The organism is Paenibacillus lautus NBRC 15380 (assembly GCF_004000945.1).
GTDB classification, from domain to species: Bacteria; Bacillota; Bacilli; order Paenibacillales; family Paenibacillaceae; genus Paenibacillus_AQ; species Paenibacillus_AQ lautus.
This window is the reverse complement of sequence record NZ_BIMF01000004.1, coordinates 240,460-254,856: the sequence shown is the minus strand read 5'-3', so window position 1 is coordinate 254,856 and position 14,397 is coordinate 240,460. Positions and strand designations below refer to the sequence as shown.

Sequence of the window (14,397 nt, the reverse complement as noted above, 5' to 3'; positions counted from 1 at the left end):
TAGGCTGGATCGTTACATTAGGACTGTACGCGGCTGTAGCCAGCCATGATGTCCTTATGCTGATATAGAAGGGATATAGTCTAACAGATGAATGCAAAAAAAGAAGCGGTGCTTGAAGCCGGGAAGCGGCTGTTCATGGAGCAGGGGATTTTGCAGACGAGCATGGAGCAGATTGCCGAAGCTGTCCCGGTTTCCAAGATGACGATTTATAACTACTATCAGAGCAAAGAGGGCTTACTGGAACATGTCGTGGACCGGATGGTCGAGGAGCTCATGGCGATTTACCGCGATATCATGGATCAGGCAAATGATCCGCTTGAGGCGTTAACCGTCTTCTACAAGGATCAGCAAAAATTTTCGGCGTTTGTATCACAGAAATTTGTGGCGGATCTGGCCAAATTCCCGGAGCAGATGGACAAGCTGCTTCAATTCAACCAGAAATTCGTTGTTCCGGAATTTGAAATGCTGATCTTTAAAGGTCAGCAGCTTGGACAGATTCGAAAAGATATCTCTCCCCAGGTATTGGTCGCGTTCCTTACTTTTATCAAGGAATTTACGGCACGGAATGAATGGTACCATGGTCTGGGAAGCCTGAACGCTGTCAGTGAACAGCTGATGACGATTCTTTATCACGGTATTATCCAGCAGGAAGATCCGTCTAATCTAACATGAGAACAAAAACATTCCAGAGGTGATTTCGACCCGGGAATGTTTTTTTATGAAATTTTATTGCTGAACGGTTTGAAAATCGGCTGATTTGGGTATATGTTCCTATAAATTTAGGGCCACGACTTGGTAGAGGGGAAGGAGATGTCTCACCTATAATAGTAATGATAACCTCAGATTTAATTACAAAAATAGGCGGGGCTGACCGTAAGGAGGAGAGATCTTTGGAAATTCCGTCCAGGATCAAACTGACCGGCAAACAATTCTTTGTACTAACCGGCATTGTCGGTGCGCGGGCTGTCATTGGGTTAGAGGACCCTTTTCGTGGAACGCTGGCCGAGGAGATGCCTGTAGAAGTGGCTAAGATTGAGCAGGAGCTGCAGGAGAAAGGCTTGATTGATACGGCCGATAACGAGCCGGTTCTTGTGCAGGAACTGCTGGAATACATAGAAGTATGCAGCCGGACCCTGCTAACGATACATATGAGGGTGTCCGGTTCCGACGAAGGGCAGAAGGAGTGCTTCATTTATTACAGTTCAAGTCTGGTTGTAAAGGCCGATATTGAAAGCGGGCCTGACGGTGCGAGAGCCTATGTGCTGGAAGCGCTGGGAACCCCTTCGGAAGCTTGGCTTAAAATCATCCGTCACCTGCAGCTGGAGGATAGGAAGAACCGTGATACAGCTCCATTGGCTATGCCTAAAGGCTGGTTCCAGCAATGGATGAGTGCCGAGCAAGGGGAGCAGGAGCCTCGGAAGTACTTGCTTGCACAAGGCTACCCGGAATCCGTCGTTTCCGCCTTGGCCGATTGCGTCACCGATCCGGAGAGATATGCCACCTTCACGGCGTACTATTGTCCGGATCTGAACTGCAGAATACAGGGAATCGAACTGTTGAGAGGAAAACATTCCAATTGGCTGATTCGCAATGAAGGCGAACAGGATCAAATTTGGGGCGCGACGGTAACGGAAATAATCCGGGAGCTTGGTGCGGTCATTGAGCGCATTAAGTGAGAAAGGGCGGCATCATGACCCTGCATTTACGTGCTATTGCCTTCTCGATTAACGACATGGAGGATTGTTAGATATGACCAAAATACGTGTGGTACCCGAAATGCTGAACCAGCAAGGAGCAGCGGTATCTGATATTGCACGGGAAGTCCAGCAGCTCCAGGAACGCATGCAGCAGCGTCTCCAGAGCATGTCCTGGGAGTCGCGTCATCGTGCCCAGGTCGAACAGCGCCTGGCCCAATGCAGGGCTGCCTGCCAGTCGGTGGTAGGCCGTCTGGAGCAGAATCGAGGGCAGCTGGTGAAAAAGGCGGGGGATTTTTCGCAGACCGATCAATCGCTCGGGAACAATCTTACCTTCGGCAAACAATCGATTGCCCAGGTTAGTCCGCATCTGCTGCTTCAGGCGAGTCTGGCACAGAACGGGAACAAGAAAACGGATCCGCCCGTGACGGCAGCGGGCGTTGAATTCAATGCGCTTGCGCCTTTCGGCGGAACGGCGGATCAATGGACCGGCAACCCGCTCGCGTCCGCCGGCGTATTGTTCGGTACGGTAACCGCATCCGGGACGATGTACAAATACTGGGATATGTACCGGAACGGCTTTGGCGTGTGGCTTGAGAAAGACAAGCGCGGCAATATGCGAGCCAATGTGACGAACGGCATGCTGGCCAATATCCGCAAAAAATCCTATGCCGAGTACAATTGGCGGAATCACCCCCGAATTCCGAAATACGTCCTTCCCGGCGCAGCCGTTAAAGACTCGCTCAGCTGGAAGGGTGGCAAGCTTGGTTATGCAGGCATCGCCATGCAAACGGTGGGGAATCTGGTCACGAATATCAACGAGAACAAGAGCGGGGCAAAAATAGCCGGAGACGCCGTTGTGGACGTGGGTGTCGGCGTGGGAACCGTCGTGGCTTCCGCAGCGGCTGGCGCCAAGGCAGGAGCCCTCATTGGAACAGCGGTAGGCGGTCCCATCGGCACTCTTGCGGGTGCGGCCATCGGCTTCGGCGTGTCGGTAGGCGCTTCCTACGTCATGGACGGCATCAAGTTCACGGATTTTGACGGGGACGGGAAAAAAGATACTGTCACCGAAGGATTGAAAATGGGGGCAGAGAAGCTAGGTTCTACGATAGCCGGATGGTTCAAATAAGGGGAGTGTCAAAGATGAGCACGAAGATTTCAGAGGAAGAACAGTTTCATTTCCGGCTAATCCCCGCCGAGCAAATTCGGGGCGGTATCGTATGTTTTTTATTTATAATGCTGATCCCCGCACTAGTCACGCTGGCGGCGCCGATGATGTCGGTTTATTTTTATGCGGCGGCGGCGGTATGGGCGGCTATGCTGCTGTGGGGGATTGGTCTGAGTGTAAATCCGTACCGGTCTGAGGTCGGTTTTGTGCTGTACTTGGGGATATACGGATTGGCGCTGGCGGTCACTTGCCAGCTTGCTATACTGAAAATGATGTATGACATGGCCGGAGTTGATTCCATAGGGTATGGGCTTAGCTCGATCGCGGTGATGCTGCTGCTGCTCGTTGTGTTTTATGTTTTGCATTTCAGAGCACTGCAGCAAGGGACGTACCAGTCCATGGAGCGCAAAGGCGGCGTCGGAAAAGCGGGCAAAGCCGCCTTGCTGTTAGCGGCCATCGGTTACACAGGGTATTACGTCGTGGTGGCGGTAACCGGCGATCTTGGCGGATTTGTGATGGGCATGGCGGCCTTTTCCGTTCTGTTGATTCTCGGTCTGTACATGGCCGTTGTGTTCATTCACCGGTATAGGTTCATTCAAAACAATATGGATAAGCTAAAAGCTCATTATCCTGTACTGGGATTGCCGAAGGAGCAGCGAAACGCCGCGTTTCTGAACAAAATGAATCAGGGCCGCACGCCGGCGGCACCGCACCGGAAGAGCAAGAAAAGGAGAGGATAATTATGACGCAGCAGCTGCTGCCGAACGGATCGATTGTCATTTTGAAGGAAGGCGAGAAAAAGCTGGTGATCTATGGGCGCAAGCAAATTCTGGCGCTAGAGGAGCCGCAATTGTTCGACTATCTGGCTTGCCCGTATCCGGAAGGGTATGTTAGCCCGGAGTTTGCCTACGTTTTTAATCATGAGGATATCCAGGAGATTATATTTACCGGTTACCAGGATGAAGAGGAAGAACAGTTTCAGGCCGTACTGGCTGAGACGAAGGCTACATAACAAACGAGGGTATATCCATAAAGGGAGGAGCGTGAGATAGATCCATGTCAGGACGTATAGAGGTATCCCCCGAGGAGCTGCGCCGGGCTGCGGCAGACATTCGAAGCGGGAGTGACTACGGCGGGGAATTGGTCGCCCGATTGTCCCAGGTCATTGAAACGTTGAATGCCGAATGGGAAGGCGTTTCCCAGCAGCGGTTTCGTACGGAGGCCGAGGAGACGAAGGCGCAGCTGATGAATTTTATCCAGATGATGAATTCGATGGAGCAGGAGCTTATGAGCATTGCTGCCCGGTTTGCGGAGGCTGACGGCCAATAGGCGCGGTTTACTTAAGGTGACAATCAATCGTATTCGTATCCCGATGTGGTACGAGGTATGGCTGATTGTTTTTTTATCGGGTGATCATGGAGAAGTTTGTTAGGCAGCGGTTTTTTTGTGGAAGTTTGGACATAATATGACAGCATCACATTATCATTCGGGCAAGGAGTCGCATAGGATGAACTGGGTATATTACGGAAAGCTGTATACAAGCAAATTTCAGGCAGGGTGCTTTGCTAAACGTTTGGAGCAGGATGGCTGGCTGTTCGGATACCATGACCCGCGGATGGTGGAGGTTTACCGTTCCAAAAAGGGCCGCTATGGCGTGCGGTTTATGCCTTGAGGAAATTCCATTAAAACAGCACTTGACTTGATGCAGGGTAATGGTGTATATTTATTCTTGTCGCTGTTTGATACAGCATTGACGCGGGGTGGAGCAGTTCGGTAGCTCGTCGGGCTCATAACCCGAAGGCCGCAGGTTCAAATCCTGCCCCCGCAACCAATTTTTAAACGATGTATGTATGACGTCCTTATGTTTATGTGTACATGTATGTTCAGGGCCCTTAGCTCAGTTGGTTAGAGCGGTCGGCTCATAACCGACTGGTCGGGGGTTCGAGTCCCTCAGGGCCCACTTTATCGAAGACCCTTGCGATGCAAGGGTTTTTTGCTATTTATAGGGCTGCTTAGTTGAGTGAAAAAAACTATGATGAAGAAGCTGGACACTTCGATTTGCTAACGACAACTATTTATCCACAGGATTTAGCGTCGCACTTGTTTTATGGAGTACTGATGGCAAGTAGTAATTGACCAGTATTGGAAAAAGCCCCTGAAGTTTAATTGCATGCAGGGGCTTATTAAAACCAGTGTTCGCGGCAAGCCCGATTTTGTCCAGTTTCGAAACTTCATCCGCTATAACCGGGCCTCAAATGAACAAATTTTTAAGACCTTCTGCCAGGCTGGCGATCGGCGGCTTCCACGAAGGGTATGACGCCGAAGTGCTGCTTGGCATACTTATGCCGGCAAGAATCTCTTTACGCCGCAGCAGCGGCATCTTCCGTTGGTACTGACCTTTGTATTGCAGCACATCGAACACAACAAATGTAACGGGGGATATCCCCATAAGCTTCCCGGATGCGTTGCTCCTTTTTAGTTTGAAACCTGGTCAAGACCGCTTCAAAGTCCACACCGTTCCGGGCCGGTGCAAGCTACTTCGCTATCAAGGAGGATATCGTCGTCAATCGACGCTAGCAACTTGGGGTATGCTGGGTACATTCCGTCTTGTGACGGGTGTATAGTCTGATCCAGCTGTTCTTCTGTGAAAACAGGAGCCTGTGGCCATCAATCTTAGGTTCGAAGATGTAATGCCGATCGGAAAACGGTTCTGGGGCAGTTGCGAGTAATATTGGTTCAATAAACATTGAAACACCCCTTTGCCGAATTATAGCGCGTTGCATTTCATATCCCTTCTTTTGATATTGATAAAACAATGATTAGGGCTACATTTCCTGCCAGGATAGCTGCTGCTGGCGTTTGCGACAGATCGTAAGGCCCGGCGAGATCGGAATCGTCATCATTTCATAGGCGTTATTCGCCGCCTGGGATAATTCTGCAATGGCTTGATATGCGGTCCCACACAGCGTTGAATCCATCATTTCGACGTTCCCCGGATGTGAATCATGCATCAGGATCAAACCGTGGGGTGCCACGTAAGGAAAAAAATCGTGAAAATCCTGAAGAACAGCTTCCCTCGAATGGTCCGCATCAATGAACAGCATATCAATTTGTAGAGGTTGGGCTGAGAGTTCCTTGGCGAAAGCTTGGGTCGTGCCGTGGAAGAACCGAGTATTAGGCAAGATGTTCATATGTTGGCCGGCTTCTCCGTTGATATCGACGCCTATTAGAGTTTCTGCAAATGGAATAACTCGGTTGAACAGCGCGCATTGATATAGTCCTAGCTCTACGTATACTTTGGGGCGGACGATGCTTGCCAGAAAGAGAATGAAGTCTTCATGCCAGTTGATCTTCATGTTTTTCGCACCTCTTTTGGTTATACTTATAAAAAGGACCTTGCTTCCCGCAGGGTCCTATTGTAAATGTAATTTATTTCTCGTGACACACGGATCCATTAATTTCTTCTGAATCTATTCTAACGGAGGTAGTCCGCCTGAAACCAATTCGCGATAGAGTCCCTGATACCGATCAAGGAATAGTTTGCGAGTATAATAAGTGGTAACTTTCTTGCGCGCTGCCACACGCATTCGTCCCAGCCAATCGGGATGGTCCAACAGGTACGTGAGCTGCTGCGCATAATCGACTTCCTCAAATTGCGATCGCCCGATCAATAGTCCATCATAGTGCTGATTAATGATGTCCAGCCAGCCTCTGACAGCGAAGGCTATAACCGGCACCTCGGCTGACATCGCCTCAAGACCGCTAAGAGGAAGCCCTTCGCTCGGTGAAGTGGACGCCATGACGTCAGTAAATTTGAGAACCTGGTGGATGTCTCCTCGAGCGCCAAGTACGATGATTTTGGAAGACAACGCTCCAATCGCTTCGATAACCTCATCCTTCAACGGGCCTTCTCCAATCATCAGAAATCGGTAGCGGTCAGCCGGATCGGAGGCAATCATTTGTTTGGCGATAGCAACGAATTTGAGCGGGTCCTTGTCGGAATGCAATCTGGCGATATACGTTATCACTTTTTTGTCTAGTGGAATATTGAAACCTTGCTTCAGAATGGCATATTCATTGTCAATTCCCGGGCGGAACAGATTAGTATCGATACCATTCGGAAGCACACGGATTTTATTGGGTGAAATATGGAACAAGTTCGTGAGGGTATCCTTCAGTGATTCTCTACATACGTTATAACAATCGATCCATGCGTTGAAACCAACGGAATTTCTAACGTGATCCCACGGAAGCTCAGGGACGTAAGCATGAAGCAGTGCTATCGTTTTGACACCAGGGAATCTTGTTTTCAAGCGAGGAAGCATGCCGTATGCAATATCGCTGTTATTGATATGGACTATCTGAATGCCTCTTGTTTCGATTAAATGAAACATCACATTCTCCATTTGCTCTGGAGTATCACAGAATGAAGGCAGCAGAAAAATTTCGTCTGTACATTGATCATATCTCTGATACAATGGGCTTTCTGCACGAATTGTCGTGACGAGAGTTATATAATATTGGTCTTTTGGCAATCCCTCTAGTAGGTCCAGAAAAAAACGTTCGGCCCCTCCGATGATGAGCCAAGGCATTACGATCATGATCTTTATTTTATCGCCGGCGGGTTTCCTAACTTGATAGGTGTCAGCATTCACATTCCAATTCACTGTAATCGCTGATGATTGCTTCATGCTATGCTCCAACTGGCCTGCCTCAAGCATGTCGTACACTCGGCGATGCTTCCTTTGAATATCTGCACGTAGCTCGTTCTGGCGGTGGAATTGCCGGACGGACTCCGTTTCTCCATGTCTGCGGTAGAAGAAGAGCAATTCAGGAATTTGAAAGCCCCCCCATCCAATACTGGCCAGCCTAATCCAAAATTCCCAGTCCTCATAACCTCTTCCTTGTTCATCAAATCCGCCGGATCCTTCCCATGCCGCTTTCCGAAACAGTGAGTTCCCAACGACAATGTTATCTCTCATCAGCTCGGCTAGGGAGAATGGAGGTGGTGTCCATACCCAATCCTCTTTACCAAAGGATTGCAAGTAACATGTCACAAATCCGATATTCGGCCGCGATTCAAGAACCAGGACTCCTTTTTCCAATAAGGTATGATGAATTAGGTCATCCGAGTCCAACCGGAATATATATTTGCCTCTCGCTTCCTGTATGCCGCGGTTTAAAGCCGGCGCGATACCTTTATTCTCTTGATGGATGATCTTGGTTTTTGGTTTTTTCATCGTTTTGAGCAGATCGACGGTAATAGGATCGTCAGAACCGTCATTGACAACAATGATTTCGATATTTTGGATAGTGGAGGCGAGGCATGAGTCGATCGCTTCTTCAAGATATATACCATAGTTATAACAAGCGATCACAACGGATACCAACGGCTCGCGTTGTTTAAAAAGATTCAGCATTCGTTGAATGAACCCCCTCTCGCTTCAAAATCGACAGTCAACAATTATCTCTAAATTGCAGCCATAGCTCGACTCAGTATCTACTATTTGAATTACTGTATAGTATGCAGGGCCTGTATGGGACGCGTAGGTGATCTTCACGGAAGTGTCGGATTTATGCCAATGTACAGAATCCTGTTCGGTTTACGACAGTAAAAGCTGGGTGGTTCTCCGTCCGCCAGACACCCTCAATATTAACAATCAATTGAACAAAAGTGTCATTAAGGCGTAATGCTAGGTTACTTTTTTTACATTGATAAAAGAACGAATGTTCGCATATAATACAAACAAATGTTCTTGTTTCGAGGTGGTGAAGTATGTCGAGTATTGGCTGAAGCCAAATGAATCAAAATTAGTGAAGGATTATATCTTATTACCTCTATTGCTTGATGGACTGGAGAATGATCGGCGTATCCTGTGCGTCTTTTCATGAACACCGAACTATTACAGTGAGGCTATTTGATGAATATGAAGATAAGGAGTTAACGGGTATTGTTGTATTAATTCACACGTTCAGACGGGAGATCAAATTGTCCATTGATGAAGGAGAATGGCATTGGATTAAGATCGATGAAATTGTATCTGTTGGATGAGAAACAGTGTATATAAGTCTACATAAAAAAACAGCTCAGCTATGAGCTGTTTTTATTATGGACACCTATTCACGAATTTGTTTTGCAATATCCATCAATTCTTCAAGTGTGGCCGTATTAGCTGAAATAGTAAAGAGGTGATCATCAGAGATCAAATGAACAACTTTTCTGACTTCCCCATCAACATACAATGCTTTCAGACCATTAATCTCTGTCAATTCAGAAGTCTCCGGGGAATAATCTGCCTTAAGGCTCTCGATAGCATCTGACACCCCCTTATTTGCATCGACTTGACTTATACGAATCTCATCACCATCTGTGGTTGTTAATAAGGATCTAAGGTGAAGTCCATACTCTTTTTGCAACGCTTGAATATTTTGTTGAGTCAGTCCCAAGGAACTGAGTAATGCAACTGCATTATCTTTTAAGAGCGGAATATGTATATCCGCCTCCGGTACATCAGCTAAATCGATCGTTTCAGGATCCTGAACACCAGGGCCCACCGTTGTTTCTGGCTTTATTTCAAACGTTTCTTGGTCTAGTGATGAAGTTTCAAGCACCGGACCTTCCTCATTTTGCTGTGGTGCTAAGAAAGACGCAACATCTGGAACAAAGGTTTTTTGTTCAGCACCAGCAGCGTAAGAATAGTATGCAAACCCTCCGCCACCAAGAACAAGCGCACTAGCTAAGGCCGTAACAGCAACTTGTTTTTTCATTTTTTGATCCTCCTTTTGTTCTGTGTTTTTATCTCTCATATATAAAACCCCACAGAAACAAAAAGGTTGGAAATTAATATAGCATTACTGGATATCAATTCTTTGGAGAGTTGTAAAGAACTGTGATTTTGTATATGCTTTTTGTGAGAACAGTAAGTCCTTCGAGAGTCACAAATTGCTAACGCAATTGCTAACAAAACCTAAAAAATACACAGAAACTTAATCAGGCAAAACGCCATATATAATAGAAGAAACCAAACCGAGTTCAACTCAGAAAAACGCTCAGTTGGTTAGAGCGGTCGGCTCATAACCGACTGGTCGGGGGTTCGAGTCCCTCAGGGCCCACTTTATCGAAGACCCTTGCGATGTAAGGGTTTTTTGCTGTTTATAGAGCTGTTATGCGGAGAAAAATAATAGGGTAAATATAAAAGACAAAGCCTGAGAGAGAAAGGGATATGTTTTCTCCATATCCCTCTCAGCCATTGGATCATATGAAGAATGGAAGCAAGAATATAGCACTAATGGGAAAAGGAATACGGCGCTGCAAGAAACGACGACGAAGGAAGAAGCCTGGATGGAAACCGAATTGTCTGTAGGTTGATTCCTGTGCGGGCATCCCACGCATTTCCTCAATCATTTCATCCGTTGGAACAGCAAGAGTGACATACTCATTATCGACATGAGTAATAAATCCATCATAAGAGTGACCATCTTATCGGCAAATCCCAAATAAGGATATATATAATTGAAAAAAGCTTGTTCTACGAACTCACTAAAAATCTATTTTAAGATACATAACAGGGTATGCATAAAAGGACTGGCGGTGATGGCGACCCGGCAAAGGCTGTAAATCGAAACTTAATTGTAGAACAATAATGATTTCGCTTGATAATTTTCCTGCCTCGGATGACAAATAAGCCGGAGAGGCTTTTTACCCCTAATTGATCTTGAATTTTATTGTCCGATAGCATATTGAAACATGTCATCCCCATATACTCTGCTATCAAGCAAAAATGGCCCGAAAGGTGGGATATGGGTTGTCGGATCCTTTTGTAATCAGATCATTAGATGAGATACGTTTTTGGTCACGCATAATGAAAGAACATTCCTTTTTTCTTCGACTAGGATTTAGGTGTGAGGACACGCAGTTAATTAATGAGGCAAATCAATTTCATAAAATCTTTGAGGATATTGAAAGAAGATCACATTCTTTTCAAGCAGATACTGATCCCCAAATCATTAGACAGTTTAATTCAGAAGTTCACAATGCGGCTGCACACATTTGGGCATTTAAGAGAAAGGTACTTGGGCTTATATTACGGTGCCAACTTCCCGGGGGAACAAATTTCCCTCTGCTTGTAGATCATGTTAGCCGAGAAGCAAATTATTTTAAAAATCGGCTAGAGGAACTTAATAACGGGAGACTTGAACCATTACCAGATGCGATTATCGATGAAAATGTCTTTTTCCTAAAAATCATGGCTGACCATGCAAAATTTATAGGTCATCTACTTGATCCATCCGAGCGAAAATTAGTGGAGCAAGCTAGGGAGTTTAGCCAAGACTTTGATACGCTGATGTTTCAAGCCATTGACTTAAGTTCCATGCGTCCACAATCGCAAACCCATCCATTACTAAGTCAATTTGTTGATGAAAACCGCGTTTCAGTCAAATCATTACGAGATTTTAAGAAGACTGCACGTGACTTAATTGAGGAGTGTCGAATTAAAAGTATCATTCACCCCTTATTAGCAGATCACGTTTTTCGTGAAGCTGAACGATTCTTATTTATTCTTGACATGTTCGATCGGTCATTGTCTGGCATGAAGGTAAACAAGAAAGAAATCATGCATTAATTTAAGGGAGGTATAACGGAACCAGCTTCAAGTGGTGTTCCACACGTCCATAATTATCATGCCCGAACATCATTTAATGACCAACACAAGCACATGATTAGAGGAACATATCCGTTCTTTGTTATTGTTTTATAAATAAAAGATCATACTTAGGCTAAAAGAAATATGGGAGTGTACCTGAGTATGGTTGAAGATTTAATAATTTTAATTCGAAGCATATCAGCTTTTATAATTCTTATGATTATCACGAGGTTCCTAGGGAAACAAACGCTTTCTAACATGAATTTTCATGAATTTGTCACCGCAGTTATTTTGGGAGCAATTGCTGCAAACTTAGCCTTTAATGAAAAAATACAAATACTTCACTTATTAATCTCTCTCGCAGTTTTTACAGTTACTTCATACCTATTATCAAAGATCATTTTAAAAAGCAGAAAATTCCGAATGTGGACTGCAGGGACACCTACTATTTTGATTGAGGGTGGGAACATCCTCGAAGACAATCTTAAGAAAAATAATATGACTTTAGATACTTTGAATCAGATGTTACGACAAAAGGATATTTTTGATTACAGTGAAATTGAATACGCGTTAATGGAGGTAAACGGAAAAATATCAGTGATGAAGAAAAAGGAATATCAGAATGTAACATTAAAAGACTTGAAGAATGAAGTGAAAGAGGATTTGAAATTCCCGATTGAGCTTATCATGGACGGTCGGCTATTAGAAGGTAATCTAAAAGCCAATAATATACCACCAGATTGGATGATGGATAAATTAAAAACCCGTGGAAGAAGAATTGAGGATGTTTTTTATGCTGTGAAGGGGAGCGATGGGCAACTATATATCGATTTTTACAAGGATAAAATTCAACATCCAATTGACATAGAGTAATATGGCATTGTTGGATTGGTCAGCGGTCGGCTCATAACCGACTGGTCGGGGGTTCGAGTCCCTTAGGGCCCACTTTATCGAAGACCCTTGCGATGCAAGGGTTTTTTGCTGTTTATAGGGGGCATTAACCGAAGTGCTAGGAAGCTACCGGCACTATTTAAAGCGAAGAAATAAGCAACATGAGAATTCTTGGTGATAATCCATTGATTGTAAAAACCTCGATTAATGTACATTCACAGGGAACCGATGGGCAAACCGATCGCCTTTGCGGGAAACTGAAAAAGGGGCTATCCTGCCCCTTTATGTTCTGTTTTCATTCTTCCCCTAATTCCGTATGTGGTCGTTGATTTTTTTTGCGTTTACATAATTGCTTCGCTATGGTATAGCCGATAAGATATGCAGCAGAAGAGGTATTTCCATCGACTGTATATGGAACTATGGACGCATCTGCAACGATCAAATCTTGAACCCCATGTACATTTCCTTTACGGTTAACGACTCCTCCTTTTGATAAAGGAGCCATACGCAGAAATCCTTGCTGATGATGATTGTGGTCGGAATTTTCCTTAATAAATTCTTCGAGTCTGTCATCATCATCAATCACATCGAATGCTGGGGATAGGAGCTGATACGAAGAATCAATCTGTTCCAACTCTAAGGCAATATCTCTGATATACGTTCGATAAATTCTTTTTACAGCCTCCATGTCGTCTGGATTTGAGAGAAATCCTTCGTCTGCCAATACGATATTTAGCGGATCTTTGCTTTGGATGCGGATCGTCCCTTTGCTCTTTGGCCGCAAGTACAAAATCGCTATGGTCAATTCTTCTTCAGATCCGATGCCAACGAGTTGAACCGCCCGTTCATCCGGATCGATACCAGATGGATCTGGCAAGAAAGCTCCTCCCGTATAAAGTGCATTTGGATCAAGGGTAGGGAGGGGGCGATCTTCTGAATTGGTAGCAAATACAGCGAAGTTTAGCGTATGGTTTTTTAACCTTTGCCCTACGTTTGGGTTATCGAAGATGACAGGGATTCCAGCCTTTTTCAACATTTTAGCGGATCCAATTCCAGACAACATTAACAACTGAGGGCTATTTATTCCTGCAGATATAATAACCTTTTTACGGGAATACGCACGGATGCATTTGCCATCCTTCAAATATTCAACACCAACGGCACGTTTACCGGAGAAGAGAATACGGAGAGCCGTTGTCCGAAACATTACAGTTAATTTTCGGTTATGAACTCCCCGACCTGTTGGCGTCATAATATCGGGAGAAAGGAAGGCTGTGGATGAGCTTTCCCTACGACCATCAGGTTGTTGATATAATTGCCAACGGGTGAACGGTCCCATGGGAGTATCCGGATCATTGTAGTCAAGAATAATAGGATAACCTGTTGCCCGCTCGATCGCAGTTGTCAGCTTGTGAGCCATCGGTGTCGGAGTTTCGGGTGCTTGCCTGATGTTAATTCTTCCTCGATACCCATGCGCATTGATATTTGTGGTTTCACCGTTATAATTCTCCAATGCTTTGAATCGTTGCGTGGCTTTTTCAGGTGACCAATGACGTCCAAGCAGTCGTTCCCACTTTAGGAGCACGGCAGCTGTCGGTCGTACATACTGCTCTCCGTTGATTGAAGAACCGCCACCCGAGAGTCGCCCCGTCGTCCATTCGAATGCGCGTCCGTCAAGTTCTTCTTGGGGAATGCCTTCTCCCTGCCAGAAGTAATTCGGAAAGAAACTTTCTTCAAGCTCAAGTGCAAAGGTTGAATCCTTGATCGGTTTGTCTTTGTCATGATTTCCACCGGATTCTAATACAAGTACGGAAGTTCGCATGTCATCAGTAAGTGACTTCGCGATAACGGCTCCTGCCGGGCCTGTGCCTACCACAATGTAATCATAAGTTGATTTTTTCTTCATCAACGAACTCCTCTTGGAAATGAATTAATTCAGAATATTAATTTGTTCTGACAAATGTGCTTAAGTCCGCACCTGCCAGTGCAATGAACATGA

Annotated in this window: 15 protein-coding genes, 4 tRNA genes and 1 pseudogene; 16 read left to right on the top strand and 4 right to left on the bottom strand. The window is 45.5% G+C overall.

The annotated features are described in order from the left end of the window. Nucleotides 1-87: 87 nt before the first annotated feature. From PLA01S_RS10355 to PLA01S_RS31920, 10 genes are all read left to right on the top strand, one after another. Complete coding sequence (locus PLA01S_RS10355) at nucleotides 88-672, top strand: TetR/AcrR family transcriptional regulator (protein WP_127591984.1); 585 nt, start codon at nucleotides 88-90, stop codon at nucleotides 670-672. 218 nt (nucleotides 673-890) lie between these two features. Continuing rightward, complete coding sequence (locus PLA01S_RS10350; RefSeq protein WP_127591982.1) at nucleotides 891-1,676, top strand: hypothetical protein; 786 nt, start codon at nucleotides 891-893, stop codon at nucleotides 1,674-1,676. A 73-nt stretch (nucleotides 1,677-1,749) separates the two neighbouring features. Beyond that, a complete protein-coding gene (locus PLA01S_RS10345; protein ID WP_127591980.1) occupies nucleotides 1,750-2,823 on the top strand; it encodes a WXG100 family type VII secretion target in 1,074 nt (357 codons plus the stop codon). A gap of 14 nt (nucleotides 2,824-2,837) precedes the next feature. Then, nucleotides 2,838-3,602 (top strand): hypothetical protein, encoded by a 765-nt coding sequence (locus PLA01S_RS10340; protein WP_127591977.1) that lies wholly within the window; start codon nucleotides 2,838-2,840, stop codon nucleotides 3,600-3,602. Between the two features lie 2 nt (nucleotides 3,603-3,604). Continuing rightward, the gene (locus PLA01S_RS10335) at nucleotides 3,605-3,874 is read left to right on the top strand and encodes a DUF4176 domain-containing protein (RefSeq protein WP_100535987.1); all 270 of its coding nucleotides are present in this window, start codon (nucleotides 3,605-3,607) and stop codon (nucleotides 3,872-3,874) included. 44 nt (nucleotides 3,875-3,918) lie between these two features. Next, on the top strand, nucleotides 3,919-4,191 hold the full coding sequence (locus PLA01S_RS10330) for a WXG100 family type VII secretion target (protein WP_071223018.1): 273 nt from the start codon (nucleotides 3,919-3,921) through the stop codon (nucleotides 4,189-4,191). Between the two features lie 178 nt (nucleotides 4,192-4,369). Then, nucleotides 4,370-4,534, top strand: a complete 165-nt coding sequence (locus PLA01S_RS31925) for a hypothetical protein (protein WP_164817394.1) — start codon at nucleotides 4,370-4,372, stop codon at nucleotides 4,532-4,534. A gap of 82 nt (nucleotides 4,535-4,616) precedes the next feature. Then, nucleotides 4,617-4,693 (top strand) — tRNA-Met (locus PLA01S_RS10325). A gap of 55 nt (nucleotides 4,694-4,748) precedes the next feature. Then, a tRNA-Ile gene (locus tag PLA01S_RS10320) sits at nucleotides 4,749-4,822 on the top strand. Nucleotides 4,823-5,117: 295 nt separating this feature from the next. Continuing rightward, nucleotides 5,118-5,258: a hypothetical protein gene (locus tag PLA01S_RS31920; protein WP_164817392.1), complete on the top strand. Its 141-nt coding sequence runs from the start codon at nucleotides 5,118-5,120 to the stop codon at nucleotides 5,256-5,258. A gap of 429 nt (nucleotides 5,259-5,687) precedes the next feature. Here the strand turns inward: PLA01S_RS31920 and PLA01S_RS10310 are convergent, their stop codons facing one another. Together PLA01S_RS10310 and PLA01S_RS10305 are read right to left on the bottom strand one after the other, a co-directional pair. Beyond that, nucleotides 5,688-6,218: a class I SAM-dependent methyltransferase gene (locus PLA01S_RS10310; RefSeq protein WP_127591973.1), complete on the bottom strand. Its 531-nt coding sequence runs from the start codon at nucleotides 6,216-6,218 to the stop codon at nucleotides 5,688-5,690. 114 nt (nucleotides 6,219-6,332) lie between these two features. Beyond that, nucleotides 6,333-8,282 (bottom strand): glycosyltransferase, encoded by a 1,950-nt coding sequence (locus PLA01S_RS10305; RefSeq protein WP_127591971.1) that lies wholly within the window; start codon nucleotides 8,280-8,282, stop codon nucleotides 6,333-6,335. 428 nt (nucleotides 8,283-8,710) lie between these two features. Between PLA01S_RS10305 and PLA01S_RS10295 the strand changes: the two genes are divergently transcribed. Next, entirely contained in the window at nucleotides 8,711-8,914 is a 204-nt protein-coding gene (locus PLA01S_RS10295; protein WP_127591968.1) for a YolD-like family protein, read from the top strand. Between the two features lie 65 nt (nucleotides 8,915-8,979). Here the strand turns inward: PLA01S_RS10295 and PLA01S_RS10290 are convergent, their stop codons facing one another. Further along, nucleotides 8,980-9,630 (bottom strand): DUF4367 domain-containing protein, encoded by a 651-nt coding sequence (locus tag PLA01S_RS10290; RefSeq protein ID WP_164817390.1) that lies wholly within the window; start codon nucleotides 9,628-9,630, stop codon nucleotides 8,980-8,982. Between the two features lie 279 nt (nucleotides 9,631-9,909). Here PLA01S_RS10290 and PLA01S_RS10285 point away from each other — a divergent pair. The 5 genes and pseudogenes from PLA01S_RS10285 to PLA01S_RS10265 all read left to right on the top strand — a co-directional run bounded on the left by PLA01S_RS10285 (nucleotide 9,910) and on the right by PLA01S_RS10265 (nucleotide 12,452). Then, nucleotides 9,910-9,975 (top strand) — tRNA-Met (locus PLA01S_RS10285). A 749-nt stretch (nucleotides 9,976-10,724) separates the two neighbouring features. Further along, the gene (locus PLA01S_RS10275) at nucleotides 10,725-11,486 is read left to right on the top strand and encodes a DUF2935 domain-containing protein (RefSeq protein WP_243390839.1); all 762 of its coding nucleotides are present in this window, start codon (nucleotides 10,725-10,727) and stop codon (nucleotides 11,484-11,486) included. A gap of 9 nt (nucleotides 11,487-11,495) precedes the next feature. Next, nucleotides 11,496-11,594 (top strand): annotated as a pseudogene (locus PLA01S_RS33175) (YmaF family protein); the annotation flags it as partial. Between the two features lie 75 nt (nucleotides 11,595-11,669). Beyond that, a complete protein-coding gene (locus PLA01S_RS10270) occupies nucleotides 11,670-12,380 on the top strand; it encodes a DUF421 domain-containing protein (RefSeq protein ID WP_127591962.1) in 711 nt (236 codons plus the stop codon). A gap of 10 nt (nucleotides 12,381-12,390) precedes the next feature. Then, nucleotides 12,391-12,452: transfer RNA gene (locus PLA01S_RS10265), tRNA-Met, on the top strand. Nucleotides 12,453-12,693: 241 nt separating this feature from the next. Here PLA01S_RS10265 and PLA01S_RS10260 read toward each other — a convergent pair. Next, nucleotides 12,694-14,304: a GMC family oxidoreductase gene (locus PLA01S_RS10260; RefSeq protein WP_127591960.1), complete on the bottom strand. Its 1,611-nt coding sequence runs from the start codon at nucleotides 14,302-14,304 to the stop codon at nucleotides 12,694-12,696. Nucleotides 14,305-14,397 lie beyond the last annotated feature (93 nt).